Source organism: Azospira sp. MPR-E4, from assembly GCF_058809645.1.
Genome location: NZ_JBXAST010000015.1, coordinates 18,621 through 39,553, shown reverse-complemented (window position 1 = coordinate 39,553; position 20,933 = coordinate 18,621). Strand labels below are relative to the sequence as shown.

The following is a 20,933-nucleotide window of genomic DNA, read 5'->3' as shown; positions in this document are numbered from 1 at the left end:
GAAAAGTATAGGTGCTGGGGAGCTTAATGAGATCGTCTGTCTGAACCGACTTCGCCTTAGAGGGCTAACTGCGCACCGCTACTGACCACTTCCGCGACAGGACTTTCTCAGTGTGTAGGTTTTTCCGATTATAGCGCCGCCTCTTTGCCCCCTCATCTGTGTGGGGGCGCTACAGTGATTAGCTAATAAAGAATATCAAGCCAAGATAGAGGAATTTTTTTTTTAACGGGAGAGGGAGTTTGACCCTGAGGTAAAGGAGTAGCGGCTATCGTTTCAGCGTTGGGGGTGGATGCAGCGAAGCTGATTGCTTTGATGAGCACTCATCTCACGGAAGCTAACCTCAACGAATACGGTCGGTTTGATGATCTTAGGGGCACAGTAGATCAAGAAAAAGCAAAAGCATACTTTGACGGTCTTGAGGGGGATTCACTCCCGATTTTCAAGGTCAAAATCAAGGCTGCCAAGTTTCTGAGCGACTTCCTTCTACGGGATGGGGGCGAAGGAAGTTAGGAGGTTCAGAGTAAAACCGAACAAAGATACAGTGCCTGAAATCCCCCTCCTGCCATTAACCTATCCCCATGATTGAGCGGCAGGTAACCAATTTGTTTCAGTCAGTTTTTGCGCATTGACCAATACCAGCTTCGGCCGAATTGCGGGCGTGGATGTGGGCGAACTGCTTCAATTTATCAGGCAAAAAGACAAAAGCCCCAACCGTTTCCGGTTGGGGCTCTGACTTTGGTGGGCCCGCAGGGACTTGAACCCTGGACCAAAGGATTCGGGTTTGTGTGACTTTCGCCACTCCCTGGACTATGCCTTCACCGTAGCTTTCGCCTTAGGTGGGTGCCGTCTAGTCTCTACACCTTCAACGATGCTTTCGCACCGAAGCTTGGCTCGGCGTTGCCGTATGCGTTACCGCACTTAGGGTTCGCCGAATTTGACACCATCCCATACGCAGTTTCCAAACGTATGGCACAACTTAACGCTATGAGTCCTCTGCTCTGACCAACTGAGCTACAGGCCCGAAACTACAACACCGAAAAGCCCCGAACGGGCGACCTCGCGGTTGGCCGTTCTCTGGACCAGACATGCACCAGACAACGGTTTTACTGCCGGTTCAGGTGGGTTAAAACCACCCGAACCATTTGAAAATAAAGAAAAACTTCTTATGCGCTTTCGGGATGCAGAAGAATTATGAGTCCGCTGCTCTAACCAGGCATGAGCTAGAGGCCCTACAACTGCATTTCCCGAGTCAGCCCGGAAATGAGCCGTCTCAGGGATTTTTCCGACCCATGCACCACGGGTGGTGGTGCGTAAGTCGTTGAAACGTAACAAACTGGCCTTCGCTCGTCGGCTCAAGCACAGGGATTATGAGTCCTCTGCTCTGACCAACTGAGCTACAGGCCCGTGATGCTTGTCGTGGCTCAGCTGCCGTTGTTGTCCAGGAAGCTGCGCAGCTTGTCGGAACGCGAGGGATGGCGCAGCTTGCGCAGGGCCTTGGCTTCAATCTGGCGGATACGTTCCCGGGTGACGTCGAACTGCTTGCCGACTTCTTCCAGGGTGTGGTCCGTATTCATCTCGATGCCGAAACGCATGCGCAGCACCTTGGCTTCCCGGGGGGTCAGAGTGTCCAAAATTTCCTTGGTCACTTCCCGCAGGCCGGAGTAGAGCGCCGCATCCACCGGGGCAGTGGTGGCGGTGTCTTCGATGAAATCGCCCAGGTGGGAGTCGTCATCGTCACCGATGGGCGTTTCCATGGAGATGGGTTCCTTGGAGATCTTCAGGATCTTGCGGATCTTCTCCTCGGGCATTTCCATCTTGATCGCCAGGGTGGCGGGATCGGGCTCGGCACCGGTTTCCTGCAGAATCTGGCGGGAAATCCGGTTCATCTTGTTGATGGTCTCGATCATGTGCACCGGAATGCGGATGGTGCGGGCCTGGTCGGCGATGGAACGGGTGATGGCCTGACGGATCCACCAGGTGGCATAGGTGGAGAATTTGTAGCCACGGCGGTATTCGAACTTGTCCACCGCCTTCATCAGGCCGATGTTGCCTTCCTGGATCAGGTCGAGGAACTGCAGGCCCCGGTTGGTGTACTTCTTGGCGATGGAGATCACCAGGCGCAGGTTGGCCTCGGTCATCTCGCGCTTGGCGCGGCGGGCCTTGGCTTCACCGGTGGACATCTGCTTGTTGATGTCCTTCAGGTCCTTCAGCGGGATGCCGATGTGGTCCTGCAGAGCCAGCAGCTTGCGCTGTTCTTCCTGGATGTTAGGAGCGGTGCGGGTAAGGATGGGGCCGTAGCCCTTGGCCACGGCAATTTCCTTCTCGACCCATTCCAGGTTGATTTCATTGCCCGGGAAGGACTTGATGAAGTGGGGGCGGGGCATGCCGACCTTGCGCACGCACAGTTCCTGGATCTTGCGTTCCCGCTCGCGCACGGAGTCCACCATGCTGCGCACGCTGTCGCACAAGCGCTCGATCACCTTGGAGGTGAAGCGGATGTTCATCAGCTCGGCGGAAATCTGCTGTTGCAGCTTGAGGTAGGTCTTGTCCTGGGAGCCCTTGGACACCAGGGCCTTGTGGGCCTTGCCGTAGAGGGTCTTGATGGTGGCGAAACGCTCCAGGGCATCGGTCTTGAGCTGCAGCAGGGAGGCGGAAACAGCGGCGCCTTCACCGCCTTCTTCTTCGTCGTCTCCGTCCTCGACCTCGTCGTCGCCTTCAACCACGGCTTCCTCGGCGGCCAGTTCCTCTTCGGCCGCATTGGGATCGATCAAGCCGTCGATGACTTCATCGATGCGCATCTCTTCCTTTTCCACCTTTTCCGCCATGGCCAGAATTTCGGCAATGGTGGTGGGGCAGGCGGAAATGGCCTGGATCATGTGCTTGAGACCGTCTTCGATGCGCTTGGCGATTTCGATTTCGCCTTCCCGGGTCAGCAGTTCCACGGTACCCATTTCGCGCATGTACATGCGCACCGGGTCCGTGGTGCGGCCGAATTCGGAGTCCACGGTAGACAGGGCGGCTTCCGCCTCTTCTTCCACTTCCTCGTCGTCGGCAACAGCCGGGGCGTTGTCGGACATGAGCAGATCTTCGGCGGCCGGAGCCTCGTCGAAGACCTGGATGCCCATGTCATTGAAGGTGGTGATGATGGACTCGATCTGCTCGGCGTCGACGACGTCGTCCGGCAGGTGGTCATTGATTTCGGCATAGGTCAGGAAACCCCGTTCCTTGCCGAGTTTGATCAGTGTCTTGAGGCGCGTCTTACGCGTCTCCACGTCCACCGGAGTCGCGGCCTGGGTTGCCCCGGCGGATTCCAGCAGCGCCTTCTCCTTGGCCTTGGATGATTTAGCCTTGAGAATTTCCTTGGCGACTTCTTTTGCCTTTTCCTTTGCCATGACCGTGTCCCGATAATCCTGGAAAAACCGCTTATTCTACCACAACTTGGCTCATTTCCCCCTGGTCTCGAACCAGGGTTCTAGTCACCGCTCCCGGCCAGAATGCCGGCCTTGCGCAGGCGTTCCCGCTCCTGCAGCAAATGTACAAATTCCCGCTTTTCTTCACTGTCGAGTCCGCCGCCGGCAGCCTTGTGCTGCAAGCGGCGGAATTCCTGCTCGACCCAGTTCATTTCCAGCCGGGCCAGGGCGCCGGCGAATTCCTGTTCGCTTTCCTCTTCGCTCTGGGGGCTCTGCAACAGGCTGGCGGCGGCGCTCTGCAGGATGGCTTCGTCATCGCCGCCGCGCAAACGTTCCAACAACATGGCGCTGCTGGGCAGGTCCGCATCCCGCTTGATCTGTTCGCACAGGCGCCGTAGGGCCCGGGTTTCGGTGCTGTCGGCGGGTAGCCAGTGCAGGGGCAGGCGTGCGGCGAAGTCCGGCCGGTGCAGCACCAGGCGCAGCAAGGTGCGGGGCAGGGACAGGGCCTGCCGCGGCGCCCGTGCCGGTGCCGCCCGAGCGACGGGCTTGAGGTCGCACAGGCGCTCCACTTCCTGCTGGGAAAAGCCGCTGGCCTCGGCCAGGCGCTTCACCAGCTGCAGGCGCAGCAGGGGAGTGGCCAGGCGCTGGATCAGGGGCTTGGCTTCGTAAACCAGCTTGGACTTGCCTTCCGAGGTGGTCAGGTCGCAATGGCTGGCCAGCTCCTTCAGCAGAAAGTCGGAGAGGGGCATGGCCTGGTCGATCATGCGCTCGAAGGCTTCCTTGCCCACTTCCCGCACATAGCTGTCCGGGTCGTGCTCGGGGGGGAGGAAAACAAAGCCGATGCTCTTGTTGTCGGCTAGGGATTCCAGGCTGTTCTCCAGGCCGCGCCAGGCGGCTTTGCGCCCGGCGGCGTCGCCGTCGAAGCAATAGACGATGCGGTCCACCTGGCGCAGCAGCTTCTGCACGTGGGTGGCGGTGGTGGCGGTGCCCAGGGTGGCGACCGCGTTGCCGACACCATGCTGGGCCAGGGCCACCACGTCCATGTAGCCTTCCACCACGATCACCGTGTTCTTCTCCCGCAGGGCCTGGCGGGCCTGGGGTAGGCCGAACAGTTCCCGGCCCTTCTCGAAGAGGGGGGTCTCGGGAGAGTTCAGGTACTTGGGATCGCCCTGGTCGATGACCCGGCCGCCGAAGGCGATGACCTCGTTCTTCTGGTTGATGATGGGAAACATCACCCGGTCGCGGAAACGGTCGTAGCGGCGGCCCTGGTCGTTCTCGATGACCAGGCCGGCCGTCTTCAACTCCGGGGCGTCGTAGTTGGGAAAACTGGCCTGCAGGTTCTGCCAGCCGTCCGGGGCGTAGCCGATGCGGAACTTGAGGGCGATCTCGCCGGTGAGGCCGCGCCGCTTCAGATACTCCTTGGCCTTGTCCGAATGCTTGAGCTGCTCGAAATAGTATTGGGCGGCCTTGCCCATGACCTCGGTCAGCTCGGCGGTGCGGGGGCCTTCGTGCCGGACCCGCCCGGCCTCCTCCGGCACCACCATGCCCATGCGCCCGGCCAGTTCCTTCACCGCATCGATGAAGCCGAGGCCCGAATACTCCATGAGGAAGCGGATGGCCGTGCCGTGGGCGCCGCAGCCGAAGCAGTGATAGAACTGCTTGGTCGGGCTGACGGTGAACGAAGGCGACTTTTCGTTGTGGAAGGGGCAGCAGGCGGCGTAGTTGGCCCCCGCCTTTTTCAGCGGTACGTAGCCGTCGATGAGGTCGACGATGTCGACCCGGTGCAGCAGTTCCTGGAGGAAGGATTCGGGGATCACGGGCGCCAAACGGGGCCGGCGACAGCCGGCCCGGGAGATTTCAGGCGGAGAGCCGGGCCTTGACCAGCTTGGAGACCTCGGCCATGTCGGCCTTGCCGGCCAGCAGGGGCTTGAGGATGGCCATCACCTTGCCCATGTCGGCGGCACCGGCAGCGCCGCTGTCGGCCACGGCGGCGGCCACGGCGGCGGCCACGGCGGCTTCGGACAGGCCGGCGGGCTTGTAGGCGGAAAGCACTTCCACCTCGGCCTTCTCGGCGTCCACCAGGTCTTGGCGACCGGCGGCTTCGTACTGGGTGATGGAGTCCTTGCGCTGCTTCAGCATCTTGTCGATGACGGCGGCGATGGCGGCATCGTCCAGGGTGACCTGCTCGTCCACTTCCTTCTGCTTGATGGCGGCCAGCAGCAGGCGGATGGCGGCCAGGCGGGCCGTTTCCTTGGCCTTCATGGCGGCCTTCATGTCCTCGGAAATGCGTTCCTTGAGCGTCATGGGAGTCCTTTTGTATTTCAGCAGCCTATAAACACCAAAAGCCGCCCACCTGTTGATGGACGGCTCTTGCAGCGTCAGGAAAGCCTGGGAGGCTTAGAACATCTTGGGGGGCAGGGTCTGGCTGCGGATCCGCTTGTGGTGACGCTTGACCGCGGCGGCCAGCTTGCGCTTGCGCTCGGCGGTGGGCTTTTCGTAGAACTCACGGGCACGGAGTTCGGTCAGCAGACCGGTTTTTTCGACAGTGCGCTTGAAGCGGCGGATGGCCACTTCGAAGGGCTCGTTTTCCTTGACGCGAATAGCAGGCATTGAATTCAGTCCCAAACAACGGTGAGAGAAAGCCGGCAATTCTAACGAAACGTCAACGGTTTACCAAGGGGTTTACAAGAATTTTCTCGTCGGCATGGGTTAGAATGGCGCCCATGCTTGTTCTCGGCATCGAATCCTCCTGCGACGAAACCGGGGTTGCCCTCTATGAAATGGGCTCCGACGGCACCGGTACGCTCCTCGGCCACGCCCTCCATTCCCAGATTGCCATGCACCGGGAGTACGGCGGCGTGGTGCCGGAACTGGCCTCCCGGGACCACATCCGGCGCACCGTGCCCCTGCTGCGCCAGGCCCTGGCCGACTGCGGCCGCACTCTGGAGCAGGTGGATGCCATCGCCTACACCCAGGGGCCCGGCCTGGCTGGCGCCCTGCTGGTCGGGGCGGCCTTCGCCGAAGGTCTGGCTACGGCCCTGGGCAAGCCCACCGTGCCCCTGCACCACCTGGAAGGGCATCTGCTGTCGCCCCTGCTCTCCGCCAGTCCGCCCCGCTTCCCCTTCGTCGCACTGCTGGTTTCCGGCGGCCATACCCAGATCATGCGGGTGAGCGGCGTCGGCCAGTACGAACTGCTGGGGGAAACCCTGGACGATGCGGCCGGCGAGGCCTTCGACAAGACGGCCAAGCTGCTCGGCCTGGGCTACCCGGGTGGGCCCGCCCTGGCCCGCCTGGCCGAAGGCGGCAAGCCCGGCGCCGTGGTCTTCCCCCGGCCCATGCTGCATTCGGGCGACCTGGATTTCTCCTTTTCCGGCCTGAAGACGGCGGTGCTGACCTATGTGCGGGGCAAGGAACTGGACGAGCAGGCCCGGGCCGACGTCTGCCGCGGCATTCAGGATGCCATCGTGGATGTGCTGGTGACCAAGGCCCTGGCGGCGGTGAAGAAGACCGGCATGCAGCAGCTGGTGGTGGCCGGCGGCGTCGGCGCCAACCGGGAGCTGCGCCAGCGCCTTAATGCCAAGGCGGTGAAGGCGCGCATCCAGGTCTATTACCCGGAACTGGAGTTCTGCACCGACAACGGCGCCATGATCGCCCTGGCCGGCGCCCTGCGCCTGGCGGCCGGTGCCCAGGCCAAGGCGGCGGGGCCCATCGCCATCCGGCCCCGCTGGCCCCTCTCCGAGCTGACCCTGTAGGCCGCACCCGAAAAAAAGGCACCTTGCGGTGCCTTTTTCATTACTTCTTCTTGCTGCCGATTTTTGATTCCTGCCCGGCCAGGAGGCGCTGGATATTGACCCAGTGCTTGCCCACCAGGGCCATGGCCATGACGGCCACGGCCGCCACCAGCAGGTTGAAGCCCCACATCATGCCGGCCAGCAGGGGCGAGGCGGCGGCGGCGCAGAGGGCAGCCAGGGAGGAATAGCGGGAGAGGGCGGCGACCACAAGCCAGACGCCCAGCACCGACAGGCCCAGCAGCGGGTCCAGGGCCAGCAGGACGCCGGCGGCGGTGGCGACGCCCTTGCCGCCCTTGAACTTGAGGAAGACGGGGAAGAGGTGGCCGAAGAACACGGCCAGGGCCACGCCGCCGAGGAAGATGCGTTCCATGGCCGGTTCCAGGGCCTGGCCGGCAAGGAAGTAATGGGCCAGGAGCACCGCCACGGCGCCCTTGGCGCCGTCGCCCAGGAGGGTCAGCAGGGCGGCCAGCTTGTTGCCGCTGCGCAGGACGTTGGTGGCCCCCGGGTTGCCGGAGCCGTAGGAGCGGGGGTCCTTCAGGCCGAAGCCGCGGCTGACGATGACGGCGAAGGGCACGGAGCCCAGCAGATAGGCGGCCAGCAGGGCCAGGGGCAGGGATTGGGCGGCAGTCATGGGCGATGGGTGGTGAAGTGGCGATAGAGGTACAATGCGGGCCTGCATTTTACCTGCAAGCCCCGCTGGCGGCTGAAAAACCCCATGGACATCATTTTCATCGACGACTTCCGGGTCCAGACCCGCATCGGCATCTACCCCCGGGAGCAGGCCGTGTCCCAGACCGTCGAAATGTCCCTGCAGATGGGCGTTTCCTCCACCGCCAGCGCCGGCGCCAGCGACGACATCCGGGATACCATCGACTACGCCAAGGTGGTGGAACGGCTGCGGGAGGACCTGGGCAGCACCCAGTTCGGCCTGCTGGAAAAGCTGGCCGAACACGTTTCCACCCTGGTGCTGGAAGAATTCCGTTGCGCCTGGGTGCGCGTCTCCGTGGCCAAGCTGGGCATGATGCCCGGGGTGCGCCGGGTCGGCGTCATCATCGAACGCAGCACCTGACCCGGCTGCCGGGGCTCAGTCCTTGAGGGCGGCCTCGACCATCTTGGGCTGCAGCACCTTGACCACGTCGTGGGGATGGACCCCCACCAGGTAGCCGCGACGGCCGCCGTTGAGATAGATCAGGGGCAGGTCCAGGATGCTCTTCTCCATGTAGATGGGCATGGCCTTCTTGGTACCGAAGGGGCTGGTGCCGCCCACCAGGAAGCCGGTGTGGCGGTTGGCCACTTCCGGCTTGCACGGCTCCACCTTCTTGCAGCCCACCTGCCGCGCCAGCTCCTTGGTGGATACCTTGCAGTCGCCGTGCATCAGCACGATCAGGGGCTTGGCGTGCTCGTCTTCCATGATCAGGGTCTTGATCACGGCATGCTCGTCCACATTCAGTTCCCGGGCCGACACCTTGGTGCCGCCGTGCTCCTCGTATTCGTAGAGATGGTTGGAGTGGGCGATGCGGTGCTGGCGCAGGAAGCGGGTGGCGGGGGTTTCCGGCGCGTGGCCGGGGTCGAGATCGTGATTGCGGCTCATGGTGCACCTCGAGGGTGTCTTGTTGCGGATGGTTTCATTCTACGCCCGCCGACCGGCGCCGTGCCTAGCCCCGGGGGTGGTGCACGGCGTGCAGGTCCTTCAGCCGTTCCCGCGCCACGTGGGTGTAGATCTGGGTGGTGGAAATGTCGGCGTGACCAAGCAGCAGCTGCACCACCCGCAGGTCGGCGCCGTGGTTGAGCAGATGGGTGGCGAAGGCGTGGCGCAGCACGTGGGGCGAGAGGCGGGCCGGGTCCATGCCGGCCACCAGGGCGTACTTTTTCACCAGGGTCCAAAACATCTGCCGGGTCATGGCCGTGCCCCGGGCGGTGACGAAGAGGAAGTCGCTGAGACGGTTGTCCAGCAAGGCGTTGCGGCCATCGTTCAGGTAGCTCTTGAGCCAGTCCAGGGCCACCTCGCCGAGAGGCACCAGGCGTTCCTTGGAACCCTTGCCGAAGACCCGGGCCACGCCCATGTCGAAGCTCACTTCATGCAGCTTGAGATTGACCAGTTCCGAGACCCGCAGGCCGGTGGCGTAGAGGGTTTCCAGCATGGCCCGGTCCCGCTGGCCCAGGGGAGTTTCGATTTCCGGTGCCGCCAGCAGGGCTTCCACCTGGGCTTCGCTCATCACCTTGGGCAGGCGCGAGGCCTTGACCGGCATGGCGGTCTGCAGGGTGGGGTCGGCGCTGATGCGGTTCTGGGCCAGCAGGCGCCGGTAGAAACGGCGCAGGGAGGAAAGGTAGCGGGCCTGGGAACTGGATTTCATGCGGGCCGCCACGTCGGCCAGGAAGGCCGCCAGGTCGGCGGCGCCGGCCTGGGCCAGGGGCGGGCGGCCCTGCTGCTGCAACCACAGGGCGTAGCGTTGCAGGTCGCTGCGGTAGGCGGCGAGGGAATTGGGGGATAGGCCGTCTTCCAGCCACAGGGCGTCGCAGAAGGCGTCGATCTCGCTCTGGGTGGAAAAGGCCAGGGTCGGCGGGGCGGCATCCGTCATGGGCACGGAGTTTACGCCGGCAGGCAGCCCTCGTGTTGCAGCAGCCAGCGCTTGATGTCCAGCAGGAAGTCGCCGCCGTTGCGGCCGAAACCGCCCAGGCCGGCAGCGGCGACGACCCGGTGGCAGGGCACCGCCAGGGGGAAGGGGTTGGCGCCGCAGGCGCCGCCCACGGCCCGGGGGCCGCTGTGCAGCAGCTTGGCCACTTCGCCGTAGCTTTGCGTCTGGCCCCGGGGAATGGCGGCGATGGCGTCCCACACCCGGCGCTGGAAGCGGGTGCCGGAGGGTTGCAGGGACAGGCTGAAAACGAAGGCCGGGTCGGCCAGGTAGGCCTGGATCTGGCGCACCGCCTCGGCGGCCAGGGGCGTGCCGGCCGCCTGCTGCAGGCGGCCGGGCAGGTAGAGGATTTCGGTCAGTTCGTCCCCGTTGCAGCGGATGCCCAGGGAAAAGAACGGGCCACTGGTGATGGCCTGGAAGTCAGCAGGGACGGCATTCTTGGTCATGGCTGCCCGTACAACGAGAAAGGGGGCGGCTTGCAGCCGCCCCCCTGTGGAAATGCTTACTGCGCCTTGCCGAGCAGGGCGTCCTTGAGATCGCCCTGGGCCGGCTTGTTACCCAGCCAGATGCGCAGCAGGGCCTGGTAGAAATCCTCCCCCGGGATGACCTTGCCCTGGGGCTGGCCGGCCACGGTGAGGCGGGTGCCCTGTTCGGGAATCCAGTCCAGAGTGATGGGGGTGCCCTTGGCCGCCTTGCCCAGGGCCAGCAGGTTGCCTTCGAAAGTCTGCACCCGTTCCTTCAGGGCGGCAGCCTCGGCCTCGCTGCTGTTCTTGGCGATGCCGCCGGATAGGGCGTCCACGAACTGCTGGGCGGAGAGTTCCATGAGGGGCACGATGGCCAGGCGCTTGGCGCCCTTGGCCGCCAGCACGCCGTCCACCTCGGCGGCCTTGGCCGGCAGGTAGAGGCCCACGGCGTAGACCTTGAAAAACACCTTGGACCGCAGGCCGGCGCCGTTGAGGCTGAGGTCCTGCTGCTCCAGCTTGAGCCGTTCCTCGAACTTGACCCCAGCCACTTCCATGGCCTGGGCGCTGCCGGCCGTGAGGGTGAGGATGGCGAGGGCCGCCATGAAATGCTTGATCTTCATACTGTCTGTCTCCTTTGGTTTTTGCGGACTTTATTGAAGCCCCGGCGCCGTCCGCACGTCGCCGGGGCAATTCTTTTATGGGTGCTGCGGTGAAACTTGGACGGATCAGGGAGCGGTGCGGCCGGCCTTCAGCCGCGCACCTGGCCGTTGCCCAGGACCACCCATTTCTGGCTGGTCAGGCCTTCCAGGCCCACCGGGCCCCGGGCGTGGATCTTGTCCGTGGAAATGCCGATCTCGGCGCCGAGGCCGTACTCGAAGCCGTCGGCGAAGCGGGTGGAGGCGTTCACCATGACCGAGGCCGAATCCACTTCCCGCAGGAAGCGCATGGCGTGGGTGTGGTTCTCGGTGACGATGGCCTCGGTGTGGCTGGAGGAGTACTTGTTGATGTGCTCGATGGCCTCGTCCAGCCCGGCCACCACCTTCACGGCGATGATGGGCGCCAGGTATTCCTCGCCCCAGTCGGCCTCGGTGGCTTCCTTGGCATTGGGCACTAGGGCCCGGGTTTCGGCACAGCCGCGGATTTCCACGCCCTTGGCGGTGAGCATGGCGGCGATGGGCGGCAGCAGGGTGGCGGCGACGGAGCGTGCCACCAGCAGGGATTCGGCGGTGTTGCAGGTGCCGTAGCGCTGGGTCTTGGAATTTTCCACCACCGCCATGGCCTTGGCCGCATCGGCGCTGTCGTCCAGGTACACATGGCAGTTGCCGTCCAGGTGCTGGATCATGGGCACCCGGGATTCGGCCAGCAGGCGGGCGATGAGGCCCTTGCCGCCGCGGGGCACGATGACGTCCACGAATTCGCGCATGGTGATGAGTTCGCCCACGGCGGCCCGGTCGGTGGTTTCCACCACCTGCACCGCGTCAGCCGGCAGGCCGGCGGACTGCAACCCTTCCTTCACCAGAGTCGCCAGGGCCTGGTTGCAGCGGATGGCCTCGGAACCGCCGCGCAGGATGGAGGCGTTGCCGGACTTGATGCACAGGCCGGCCGCATCCACCGTCACGTTGGGGCGGGCTTCGTAGATGATGCCGATGACGCCGAGGGGCACCCGCATGTGGCCCACCTGGATGCCGGAGGGGCGGAAGCGCAGGTCGGTCATTTCACCGATGGGGTCCGGCAGGGAGGCGATCTGCTCCAGGCCCTCGGCCATGGTGGCGACGGTCTTGGGGGAAAGGGTCAGGCGATCCACCATGGCCGGCTCCAGGCCGGCGGCCCGGGCGGCGGCCAGGTCTTCGCCGTTGGCGGCCAGGAGCTTGGCTTCGTCGCGGCGGATGGCGGCGGCGATGGCCAGCAGGGCCCGGTTTTTGGCATTGGTGTCGGCCTTGGCCATCTGGCGCGAGGCGGCCCGGGCGCGGCGGCCCAGGTTCTGCATGTAATCCTTGATATCCATGGTGTTCTTCAGCAGGTCAGGCAGGAGATAATCGGACCATTATAGCGGCCTCAAATGCCCCGAAACGCCATTCCCTTACTGAAAATAAGGGATTGGGCTAAACTTTCTCGCCGTTGCGGTGTCACAAACCGTTACATGGCCGTTTGACGTCGCAGGAGACCCTATGAGTCGCAAGCTGATTGTTCCCACCGAAGTGCAAGTGTGTGCCACCTGCAGTTATTGGGACGGGGAACGCAAGGTAGATGCCGAGGTGGGTGTGGTGGTGGTGGAAGAGTGTTGCCAGGGCGAGTGCCTGGTGCGCGAATCGTCCCTGCCCGCATTGCGCCACAAGTCCGGAGATACGGATTGCGAGTGGGAGCATCTGGTGCCCGATGAACCGGAAGAGGTGCCGGCCATCCTGCCGGACGTGCCGCCTTCCGATGAAAAGGCCGCTTAAGGCCGTCGCATCCCCGATCGACCGGTGCCCGTTCGGGTATCCGGCCTAGCGCAGGCTGAGGCCCAGGCGCAGGAATTCATCCCACACATCGCCGCCGCCCAGGCCCTTGATGCAGCGGTCGATATGGGCCGTCTGGGCCAGGGCCGCCCGCAGACGCGGCGCGTCGAGCCGCCCCAGGGCGCGCTTGACCAGGGCCTGGCGCGGTCCCCAGATGCGCTGTTCCTTGAATAGCTGGTCCGCCGGCCGGCCGGCGTTGAGTCCTTCCTTCAGGGCCGCCAGGGCCCGCACTTCCTCCGTCACCGCCCACAACACCAGGGGCGGCGCTTCGCCCTCCTGGCGCAGGCCGTCCAGGGTCCGCGTCAGGCGGGCCAGGTCGCCCTGCAGCAGGGCTTCCCGCAGACCGTCGATATCGTAGCGGGCCACATTGAGCACCGCCTCCCGCACCTGTTCCAGGCTCAGCTTGCCTTTGGGGAACAGCAGTCCCAGTTTCTGGATTTCCTGGTGGGCGGCCAGCAGGTTGCCTTCCACCCGCTCGGCGATGAAGCGCAGGGCTTCCGTCTCGGCGCTCTGTTCCTGGCGCTGTAGGCGGCCGGCGATCCACTGGGGCAGTTCGTTGAGGTTGGGGGGCTGCAGCTTGAGCACGGTGCCGGCTTCGGCCAGGGTCTGGAACCAGGAGGCCTTTTCGTCCTGCCAGGTCAGTTCGGGCAGGGTGACCAGGGTCATGGCGTCGCTGGAAAGGCGCTGGCAATGTTCCTGCAGGGCCTGGCCGCCGTCCCGCCCGGGCTTGCCGGTGGGGATGCGCAGGTCGATCAACTTGCGGTCGCCGAAGAGGGAGAGGTTGCCGCCGGCCATGGCCAGCTGGGTCCAGTTGAAGCCCTGGCCGGCCACCAGCACTTCCCGCTCGCTGTAGCCCTGGCGCCGGGCGGCGGCGCGGATGGCATCGCCGGCCTCGATCACCAGCAGGGGCTCGTCCCCATACACCACGTAGAGCGGCCCCAGGGGGCGTTCCAGGTGGGCCGCCAACTGTTCTCCCCGGAGCTGGGCCACGGCGTCAGTCCTCGTTTTCGTCCACCGGCGGCTTGGCCTTGGCCATGCGCCGGATCAGCTGCTGCACCAGGTCCCGCTGCATGTCCTGCCACAGCAGTTCCTCTTCCTGGGCCTTGGACAGCACCTGGGCATCGTCGTAGGTGATGTCCCGGGTCAGGTAGATTTCCATGGGCGCGGAGAGGGCCTTGCCCTTGGCATCCTCCAGGCGGAAGGTGACCCGGTACTGCAGTTGCAGTTCTCGCACCCGGCCGGCGGAGTTGTAGGACAGGGCGATCCGCTCCCGGCGTTCCGGCAACTGGACCAGGGTGGCGGCCGCATCATCTCGATTGCCCACCAGTTCGGTGGACTTGTTGGCCCGGATGTAGCGCTTCAGGTTGGCGGTGATTTCGGAATTCTCCGCCATGGACACGTACAGGGTCGGGAAGGGCATGGTCTGGGCGCCCCGCAGCTGGAAGCCGCAGCCGGCCAGCGTCACGAGCAGGACAAGGGAAACGAGCAGACGGGCGCGCACAGACGACTCCTTAAACCACGATATTGACCAGACGGCCGGGCACCACCACCACCTTCTTCGGGGCCTGACCGTCCAGGTGCTTCTGCACCGTCTCGGAGGCCAGGGCGGCCGCTTCGATGGCGTCCTTGGCCGCATCGGCGGGCACCTTGATGCTGCCGCGCAGCTTGCCGTTCACCTGCAGCATCAGCTCGATTTCGCTCTGCACCAGGGCGGCGGCATCGGCCTTGGGGAAGGCGGCCTGGCCGGCATCGGCACCGGGCTTGAGCTCGGCGTAGAGGGCCTGGCAGGCATGGGGTACGATGGGGAAGAGCATCAGCACGGCCGCTTCCAGGGCTTCCTGCTTGACGCCGCGGGCGGCCGGGCTGTCCGGCAGCTTGGCGAAGGCGTTGAGCAGTTCCATGACGGCGGCGATGGCGGTGTTGAACTGCTTGCGCCGGCCGTAGTCGTCGGTGACCTTGCCGATGGTCTGGTGCAGCTGGCGGCGGAAGTCCTTGAGATTGCCCTCCAGCTCGCCGCCGCTGTAGGCGGGAACGATGCCGACGGCCACATGGTCGTGGGTCAGCTTCCACAGGCGCTTCAGGAAGCGGAAGGCGCCCTCGACACCGGCGTCGGACCACTCCAAGGACTGGTCGGGCGGGGCGGCGAACATCATGAACAGGCGGGCCGTGTCGGCACCGTATTCGTCCATCAGGGATTGGGGGTCCACGCCGTTGTTCTTGGACTTGGACATCTTCTCGGTGCCGCCGATGACCACAGGCTGGCCGTCGGCCTTGAGGGTGGCACCGGTGGGGCGGCCGCGCTCGTCGGTGGTCACATCCACGTCGGCCGGATTGATCCACTCTTTCTTGCCGCCTTCGGCGTCGCGATAGAAGGTGGGGGCCACCACCATGCCCTGGGTCAGCAGGTTGGCGAAGGGCTCATCCAGCTTCTGCTCGCCGAAAAGGCCCACGTCGCGCATCAGCTTGGTGAAGAAGCGGGAGTAGAGCAGGTGCAGGATGGCGTGCTCGATGCCGCCGATGTACTGGTCGATGCCGCCCTTGCACCAGTAGGCCACGCGCTCGTCCACCATGGCCTGGGTGTTGTCCGGGCAGGCGTAGCGCAGGAAGTACCAGGAGGACTCGACGAAGGTGTCCATGGTGTCGGTTTCGCGACGGGCCGGCTTGCCGCACTTGGGGCAGGTGCACTCGTAGAACTCGGGCATCTTGGCCAGGGGGGAACCGGCGCCGGTGATTTCCACGTTCTCCGGCAGCACCACGGGCAGCTGGTCGTCAGGCACCGGCACATCGCCGCAGGACTCACAGTGGATCACGGGAATCGGGCAGCCCCAGTAGCGCTGGCGGGAAATGCCCCAGTCGCGCAGACGGAACTGCACCTTCTTTTCGCCCAGGCCCTTGGCGGCCAGGTCGGCGGCGATGGCGTCCACAGCGGCCTCGTAGGCCAGGCCGTCGTACTTGCCGGAATTGACGCAGGTGCCGCGGCTCTTGTCACCGTACCATTCCTGCCAGCCGTCCAGGCTGAAGGCTTCGCCTTCAGCGGCGATGACCTGCTTGATGGCCAGGTTGTACTTCTTGGCAAAGGCAAAGTCCCGCTCGTCGTGGGCGGGCACGGCCATCACGGCGCCTTCGCCATAACCCATCAGCACGTAGTTGCCGACCCACACTTCCACCTGCTCGCCGGTGAGGGGGTGCTGGACGAAAATGCCCGTGGGCATGCCCTTCTTTTCCATGGTGGCGATGTCGGCCTCGGCCACGCCGCCCTTCTTGCATTCCTCGATGAAGGCGGCCAGGGCCGGGTTGTTCGTCGTGGCGCGGGTGGCCAGGGGGTGTTCGGCGGCCACGGCGACGAAGGTGACGCCCATGATGGTGTCGGCCCGGGTGGTGAACACCCACAGCTTTTCATCATTGTTGTCGGCCAGGGGGAAGGCGAAGCGCACGCCGGTGCTCTTGCCGATCCAGTTCTTCTGCATCAGGCGCACCTGCTCGGGCCAGCCCGGCAGTTGGTCCAGGTCGGCCAGCAGTTCCTCGGCGTAGGCGGTGATCTTCATGTAGTACATGGGGATCTCGCGCTTTTCCACCAGGGCGCCGGAGCGCCAGCCGCGGCCGTCGATGACCTGCTCGTTGGCCAGCACGGTGTGGTCCACCGGGTCCCAGTTCACGGTGCCCAGCTTCTTGTAGATCAGGCCCTTTTCATACAGGCGGGTGAACAGCCACTGTTCCCAGCGGTAGTACTCGGGGGTGCAGGTGGCGAATTCCCGCTCCCAGTCGATGGCGAAACCCAGGCGCTGCAGCTGGCTGCGCATGTAGTCGATGTTGGCGTAGGTCCACTTGGCGGGGGGCACCTTGTTCTGGATGGCGGCGTTTTCCGCCGGCATGCCGAAGGCGTCCCAACCCATGGGCTGCAGCACGTTGTAGCCCTGCATCTTGTGGAAACGGGTCAGCACATCGCCGATGGTATAGTTGCGCACGTGCCCCATATGCAGCTTCCCCGACGGATAGGGGAACATGGAAAGACAGTAGTACTTGGGCTTGGTGGTGTCTTCGACGGCACGGGCGGCCTGGGTCTTGACCCAGTGTTGCTGGGCGGCGAGTTCGACTTCCGCGGGTTGGTATTTTTCCTGCATTTGGGCGGCCAGAAATTCGTTGCAAAGCGTGAAATTATAACCGGTCCGCTCCTGCTCCATTGGGCAAAATCGGCTCTTTGCCGCCGTCCGGGCGGTTTCCTGATGATGAACGGGCCGCTCCAGGCCACTGCGGAGAGATGAACATGGGATTGTTGCGCCCCCTGCTGCTTTCAACCCTGACGCTGTGGGCTGCCGCCCCTGCCGTGGCCGGACCGGCCTCCCGGCAGGCGGTGGTGGAGGCCGTGCAGGCGCCGGCTTGGCTGGAGCGCGGCGGCGAGCGCCGGCCCCTGGTGCCGGGCCAGGCCCTCGCCAACCGGGACAGGATCGTCACCGGCAGCGGCTCCCGGGTGCTGATCCAGCTGCCCGAAGGCAGCGGCGTCAAGCTGGGGGAAAACGCCCAGCTCCATCTCAACGCCATCGGCCAGCGCCCGGGGGGCGTCTATACGGCGGCCCTGGACGTGCTGCGGGGTGCCTTCCGCTTCACCACCGGCCTCTTTCCCCAGCGCCTGACGGGGCGGGCCATCAACGTCCGCGCCGCCACCCTGACCGCTGGCATCCGCGGCACCGACCTGTGGGGCAAGTCCGCCGAGGACAAGGACCTGATCTGCCTGCTCGAGGGCCATATCGTGGTCACCCATCCCCTGGGCGAACCCATGGCCTTGAGCGAGCCTCTGGCCTTCGCCAGCGCCCTGCGCGACCAGGCACCCGGGGCGGTGGCCAGCGTCGAGGCGGCGCAGGTGGAGAAGTGGGCGGCGGAAACTGAAATCCAGGCCGGGGCCGGCGTCCTGCGCCGTGGCGGCGCCTGGGGCGTCAACCTGCCGCCGGTGGCGACCCAGGCCGAGGCCCTGGCGTTGTACGACCAGCTGCGGGAGGCCGGCTATCCGGCGCGGATTCGTCCGCGTCACGATGGGGCCGGGGAGGAGGGCTACGTCTATGTGCTGCGGGTGGGGGGCTTCGCCGACCGAGAAGAGGCGCGGCAGATGGCGGGTCGTCTGGCGGCGGAGCTGGGCGTGGCGCCCGGGGCCGTCTCCCGCTGAAGGCGGGAATCGGGAAGTCGAGGGGAAATCCAGGGGGTAAGGAGCCGCCGGGGCGGCTTGGCCCCGGGTGGTCCGATCAGGCGGCCTGGGCGGCCGCCTGGGCTCAACAGCCGACCTTGCGCTTGTGCAGGTCGGGGGTGAACACGTTCTTCCAGGTGTCCTGCCAGAACTTGGCGGCGTTTTCCGCAGCCATCAGGCCGAACATGGCCATGCGGCCCTGGTGGCGCCAGATCCAGCTGACCTGGGCGGTGCTGTTGCTGTAGGGCTGGCGCACGGTACCGCCGGCGCGGGCTTCCACCAGATCGAGAAAGCGCTCGATGCTGTGGCGGTGAAACTCGGAACCCTCGGTGCAGCCACAGGCGGTCTTCGCTTCCTCGACGGCGCGTTGCCACAGCTTGGTGGCCATGGTTTCGGTGATGCCGGCTTTGCGGGCGATCCAGGGCAGAATCTTCGGGTTGTTCATGCTGTTTCCTTTCAAACTTGGCGGTAACCAATGCAGTCCGTCCGCGGCCTTGTGGGCTTGGTGACTGTTTTATGTTGCATTGCAATATCGATTATATCTCAGATGTTCCGGCGATCATTTGTGGTTTACCCGTAGCATCCGGAAGATTGGATGGTGCGGCGCACCAAAAAGTTCCCCGGCCCCGGCGGGGCTATAATCCCGGCCTGACCTTAACCTGCGTCCGCGCCCCTGCCCGCGGCTTCCCGTCCCCATGTCCGACCTGCTTGCCAATCTCAATCCAGAACAACTCCAGGCCGTGACCCTGCCGCCCCAGCATGCCCTGATCCTGGCCGGCGCCGGTTCGGGCAAGACCCGGGTGCTCACCACCCGCATTGCCTGGCTCATTTCCACCGGCCAGATGGGGCCCCACGCGGTGCTGGCGGTGACCTTCACCAACAAGGCGGCCAAGGAGATGCTGGCCCGGCTCTCGGCCATGCTGCCCATCAACACCCGGGGCATGTGGATCGGCACCTTCCACGGCCTGTGCAACCGGCTGCTGCGGGCCCACCACAAGGAGGCGGGGCTGCCCTCCCTGTTCCAGATCCTCGATTCCGCCGACCAGCTCTCCGCCATCAAGCGTCTCCTGAAGAACCTCAACGTGGACGACGAGAAGTTCCCGCCCCGGGAGCTGATGCACTTCATCAACGCCCACAAGGACCAGGGCCTGCGCCCGGCCCAGGCCGAGGTGTGGGACGACTACACCCGCCGCCGGGTGGAGCTGTGGGCCGAGTACGAGGGCCAGTGCCAGCGCGAAGGGGTGGTGGATTTTGCCGAACTGCTGCTGCGCACCTACGAGCTGCTGTCGCGCAACGAGCCCCTGCGCCGCCATTACCAGGAGCGCTTCCGCCACATCCTGGTGGACGAGTTCCAGGACACCAACCGTCTGCAGTACGCCTGGTTGAAGCTCCTGGCCGGTCACGACGGCAGCGCCGGCGCGCCCCAGGGCGCGGCGGTGTTCGCCGTGGGCGACGACGACCAGTCCATCTATGCCTTCCGCGGCGCCGAGGTGGGCAATATGCGGGACTTCGAGCGGGAGTTCGGGGTGCAGAACGTCATCCGCCTGGAGCAGAACTACCGTTCCCACGGCAACATCCTGGATGCGGCCAACGCCCTCATCAAGAACAACCAGGGCCGCCTGGGCAAGAACCTGTGGACCGACCAGGGGGCCGGCGAGCCGATCCGGGTGTTCGAGGGCTTCTCCGACCTGGACGAGGCCCGCTGGATCGTGGACGAGGCCCGGGAACTGATCCGGGAGGGCGTCTCCCGGGACCAGATCGCCTTCCTCTACCGCTCCAACGCCCAGTCCCGGGTGCTGGAGCACGAGCTGTTCACCAAGGGCGTGGCCTACAAGGTGTACGGCGGCCTGCGCTTCTTCGAGCGCCAGGAAATCAAGCACGCCCTGGCCTACCTGCGCCTCCTGGCCAATCCGGACGACGACACCGCCTTCCTGCGGGTGGTGAATTTCCCCACCCGGGGCATCGGCGCCCGCAGCCTGGAAAACCTCCAGGAAGCGGCCCACCGTTCCAACTCGCCCCTCTACAACGCCGCCGCCAGCCTCACCGGCAAGGCCGGGGCCGCCGTCGGCGCCTTCATCCGCCTCATCGAGGAGCTGCGGCGGGAGACGGAAAACCTGCCCCTGCCCGAAGTGGTGGAACACATCATCGAACGCAGCGGCCTGCGCCAGCACTACCTGGGCGAGAAGGAAGGCCAGGAGCGGCTGGAGAACCTGGACGAACTGATCAACGCCGCCGCCAGCTTCATCGCCGAAGAGGGGGCCATGCCGGTGCCCGATCCGGCCACCCCCGATGCGCCCCTGCCGTCGCCCCTGGCCTCCTTCCTCGCCCACGCCAGCCTGGAGGCCGGCGACCACCAGGCCGGCGACGGCCAGGAGGCGGTGCAGCTGATGACGGTGCATGCGGCCAAGGGCCTGGAGTTCGACGTGGTCTTCATCTCCGGCCTGGAGCAGGGTCTCTTTCCCCACGAAAACTCCGTCATGGAAAAGTCCGGCGAGGAGGAAGAGCGGCGCCTCATGTACGTGGCCATCACCCGGGCCCGCCAGCGGCTCTACATGTCCCACGCCCAGACCCGCATGCTCCACGGCCAGACCCGCTACTGCGTGCCCTCCGCCTTCCTCGACGAATTGCCCCAGGAACTGCTGCTGCGGGTCAATGCCCGCAGCACCCCGGCCTACGACAACAGCTACAGCCGCAGCCCCCGGGCGGCGGCACCGGTGACGGCCTACGAAAGCGCCGCTCCCGCCGGGCTGCGGGTGGGGCAGAACGTCAGCCACGCCAAGTTCGGCCAGGGGGTCATCGTCGCCACCGAGGGCCGGGGCGCCGACGCCCGGGTCCAGGTCAATTTCGGTTCTGCCGGCATGAAGTGGCTGGCCCTGGAATTCGCCAAGCTGACACCGCTCTAGGATGGGGTTGACGCCCGGCCTGCCGGGCAGATGGGACGCAGCTGTTGCGGCAATGTGC

General features: G+C 65.1%; 20 protein-coding genes. 6 read left to right on the top strand and 14 right to left on the bottom strand.

The window, feature by feature from the left end; all coding sequences use genetic code 11:
- The first annotated feature begins 312 nt into the window (after positions 1-312).
- A complete protein-coding gene (locus AC1RTA_RS06885; protein ID WP_492784329.1) occupies positions 313-510 on the top strand; it encodes a hypothetical protein in 198 nt (65 codons plus the stop codon).
- Between the two features lie 911 nt (positions 511-1,421).
- Here AC1RTA_RS06885 and rpoD read toward each other — a convergent pair.
- The 4 genes from rpoD to rpsU form a co-directional block, all read right to left on the bottom strand.
- Positions 1,422-3,392, bottom strand: a complete 1,971-nt coding sequence (rpoD, locus tag AC1RTA_RS06880) for an RNA polymerase sigma factor RpoD (protein WP_014236310.1) — start codon at positions 3,390-3,392, stop codon at positions 1,422-1,424.
- 80 nt (positions 3,393-3,472) lie between these two features.
- Positions 3,473-5,227, bottom strand: coding sequence for a DNA primase (gene dnaG, locus AC1RTA_RS06875; protein WP_492784328.1), 1,755 nt, complete (start codon positions 5,225-5,227; stop codon positions 3,473-3,475).
- A gap of 40 nt (positions 5,228-5,267) precedes the next feature.
- Entirely contained in the window at positions 5,268-5,714 is a 447-nt protein-coding gene (locus AC1RTA_RS06870; RefSeq protein ID WP_492784327.1) for a GatB/YqeY domain-containing protein, read from the bottom strand.
- A 93-nt stretch (positions 5,715-5,807) separates the two neighbouring features.
- Positions 5,808-6,020, bottom strand: a complete 213-nt coding sequence (rpsU, locus tag AC1RTA_RS06865) for a 30S ribosomal protein S21 (RefSeq protein ID WP_014236313.1) — start codon at positions 6,018-6,020, stop codon at positions 5,808-5,810.
- Between the two features lie 113 nt (positions 6,021-6,133).
- On the opposite strand from rpsU, the gene tsaD reads away from it, so the two are divergent.
- Complete coding sequence (gene tsaD, locus AC1RTA_RS06860) at positions 6,134-7,162, top strand: tRNA (adenosine(37)-N6)-threonylcarbamoyltransferase complex transferase subunit TsaD (protein WP_492784326.1); 1,029 nt, start codon at positions 6,134-6,136, stop codon at positions 7,160-7,162.
- A 40-nt stretch (positions 7,163-7,202) separates the two neighbouring features.
- On the opposite strand, the gene plsY is transcribed toward tsaD, so the two are convergent.
- Positions 7,203-7,832 (bottom strand): glycerol-3-phosphate 1-O-acyltransferase PlsY, encoded by a 630-nt coding sequence (plsY, locus tag AC1RTA_RS06855; protein ID WP_492784325.1) that lies wholly within the window; start codon positions 7,830-7,832, stop codon positions 7,203-7,205.
- Positions 7,833-7,916: 84 nt separating this feature from the next.
- Between plsY and AC1RTA_RS06850 the strand changes: the two genes are divergently transcribed.
- Positions 7,917-8,270 carry a dihydroneopterin aldolase gene (locus tag AC1RTA_RS06850; protein ID WP_014236316.1) on the top strand — a complete coding sequence of 118 codons (354 nt, stop codon included), beginning with the start codon at positions 7,917-7,919 and terminating at the stop codon, positions 8,268-8,270.
- 15 nt (positions 8,271-8,285) lie between these two features.
- Here the strand turns inward: AC1RTA_RS06850 and ybaK are convergent, their stop codons facing one another.
- From ybaK to AC1RTA_RS06825, 5 genes are all read right to left on the bottom strand, one after another.
- Positions 8,286-8,792, bottom strand: coding sequence for a Cys-tRNA(Pro) deacylase (gene ybaK, locus AC1RTA_RS06845; protein WP_014236317.1), 507 nt, complete (start codon positions 8,790-8,792; stop codon positions 8,286-8,288).
- A 64-nt stretch (positions 8,793-8,856) separates the two neighbouring features.
- The gene (gene xerD / locus AC1RTA_RS06840; protein WP_014236318.1) at positions 8,857-9,780 is read right to left on the bottom strand and encodes a site-specific tyrosine recombinase XerD; all 924 of its coding nucleotides are present in this window, start codon (positions 9,778-9,780) and stop codon (positions 8,857-8,859) included.
- 11 nt (positions 9,781-9,791) lie between these two features.
- Positions 9,792-10,280 (bottom strand): methylated-DNA--[protein]-cysteine S-methyltransferase, encoded by a 489-nt coding sequence (locus AC1RTA_RS06835; protein ID WP_492784324.1) that lies wholly within the window; start codon positions 10,278-10,280, stop codon positions 9,792-9,794.
- A 56-nt stretch (positions 10,281-10,336) separates the two neighbouring features.
- Positions 10,337-10,918, bottom strand: a complete 582-nt coding sequence (locus tag AC1RTA_RS06830) for a chalcone isomerase family protein (protein ID WP_205230155.1) — start codon at positions 10,916-10,918, stop codon at positions 10,337-10,339.
- A gap of 128 nt (positions 10,919-11,046) precedes the next feature.
- Entirely contained in the window at positions 11,047-12,303 is a 1,257-nt protein-coding gene (locus AC1RTA_RS06825) for a glutamate-5-semialdehyde dehydrogenase (protein ID WP_014236321.1), read from the bottom strand.
- 163 nt (positions 12,304-12,466) lie between these two features.
- Between AC1RTA_RS06825 and AC1RTA_RS06820 the strand changes: the two genes are divergently transcribed.
- Positions 12,467-12,739 (top strand): hypothetical protein, encoded by a 273-nt coding sequence (locus AC1RTA_RS06820; RefSeq protein WP_014236322.1) that lies wholly within the window; start codon positions 12,467-12,469, stop codon positions 12,737-12,739.
- A gap of 45 nt (positions 12,740-12,784) precedes the next feature.
- Here AC1RTA_RS06820 and holA read toward each other — a convergent pair whose 3' ends face one another.
- Genes holA through leuS form a run of 3 tightly spaced genes read right to left on the bottom strand, consistent with a single transcriptional unit; the run spans position 12,785 to position 16,917 of the window.
- On the bottom strand, positions 12,785-13,786 hold the full coding sequence (gene holA, locus AC1RTA_RS06815; protein WP_492784323.1) for a DNA polymerase III subunit delta: 1,002 nt from the start codon (positions 13,784-13,786) through the stop codon (positions 12,785-12,787).
- A gap of 4 nt (positions 13,787-13,790) precedes the next feature.
- Positions 13,791-14,297: an LPS-assembly lipoprotein LptE gene (locus tag AC1RTA_RS06810; RefSeq protein ID WP_492784322.1), complete on the bottom strand. Its 507-nt coding sequence runs from the start codon at positions 14,295-14,297 to the stop codon at positions 13,791-13,793.
- A 10-nt stretch (positions 14,298-14,307) separates the two neighbouring features.
- Positions 14,308-16,917, bottom strand: coding sequence for a leucine--tRNA ligase (gene leuS / locus AC1RTA_RS06805; RefSeq protein ID WP_492784321.1), 2,610 nt, complete (start codon positions 16,915-16,917; stop codon positions 14,308-14,310).
- Positions 16,918-17,060: 143 nt separating this feature from the next.
- On the opposite strand from leuS, the gene AC1RTA_RS06800 reads away from it, so the two are divergent.
- A complete protein-coding gene (locus AC1RTA_RS06800) occupies positions 17,061-17,954 on the top strand; it encodes an SPOR domain-containing protein (RefSeq protein WP_492784320.1) in 894 nt (297 codons plus the stop codon).
- Between the two features lie 103 nt (positions 17,955-18,057).
- Here AC1RTA_RS06800 and AC1RTA_RS06795 read toward each other — a convergent pair whose 3' ends face one another.
- Positions 18,058-18,417, bottom strand: a complete 360-nt coding sequence (locus AC1RTA_RS06795; RefSeq protein ID WP_014236327.1) for a hypothetical protein — start codon at positions 18,415-18,417, stop codon at positions 18,058-18,060.
- Between the two features lie 250 nt (positions 18,418-18,667).
- On the opposite strand from AC1RTA_RS06795, the gene AC1RTA_RS06790 reads away from it, so the two are divergent.
- Positions 18,668-20,875, top strand: a complete 2,208-nt coding sequence (locus AC1RTA_RS06790) for a UvrD-helicase domain-containing protein (protein ID WP_492784319.1) — start codon at positions 18,668-18,670, stop codon at positions 20,873-20,875.
- The last annotated feature ends 58 nt before the right edge of the window (positions 20,876-20,933 follow it).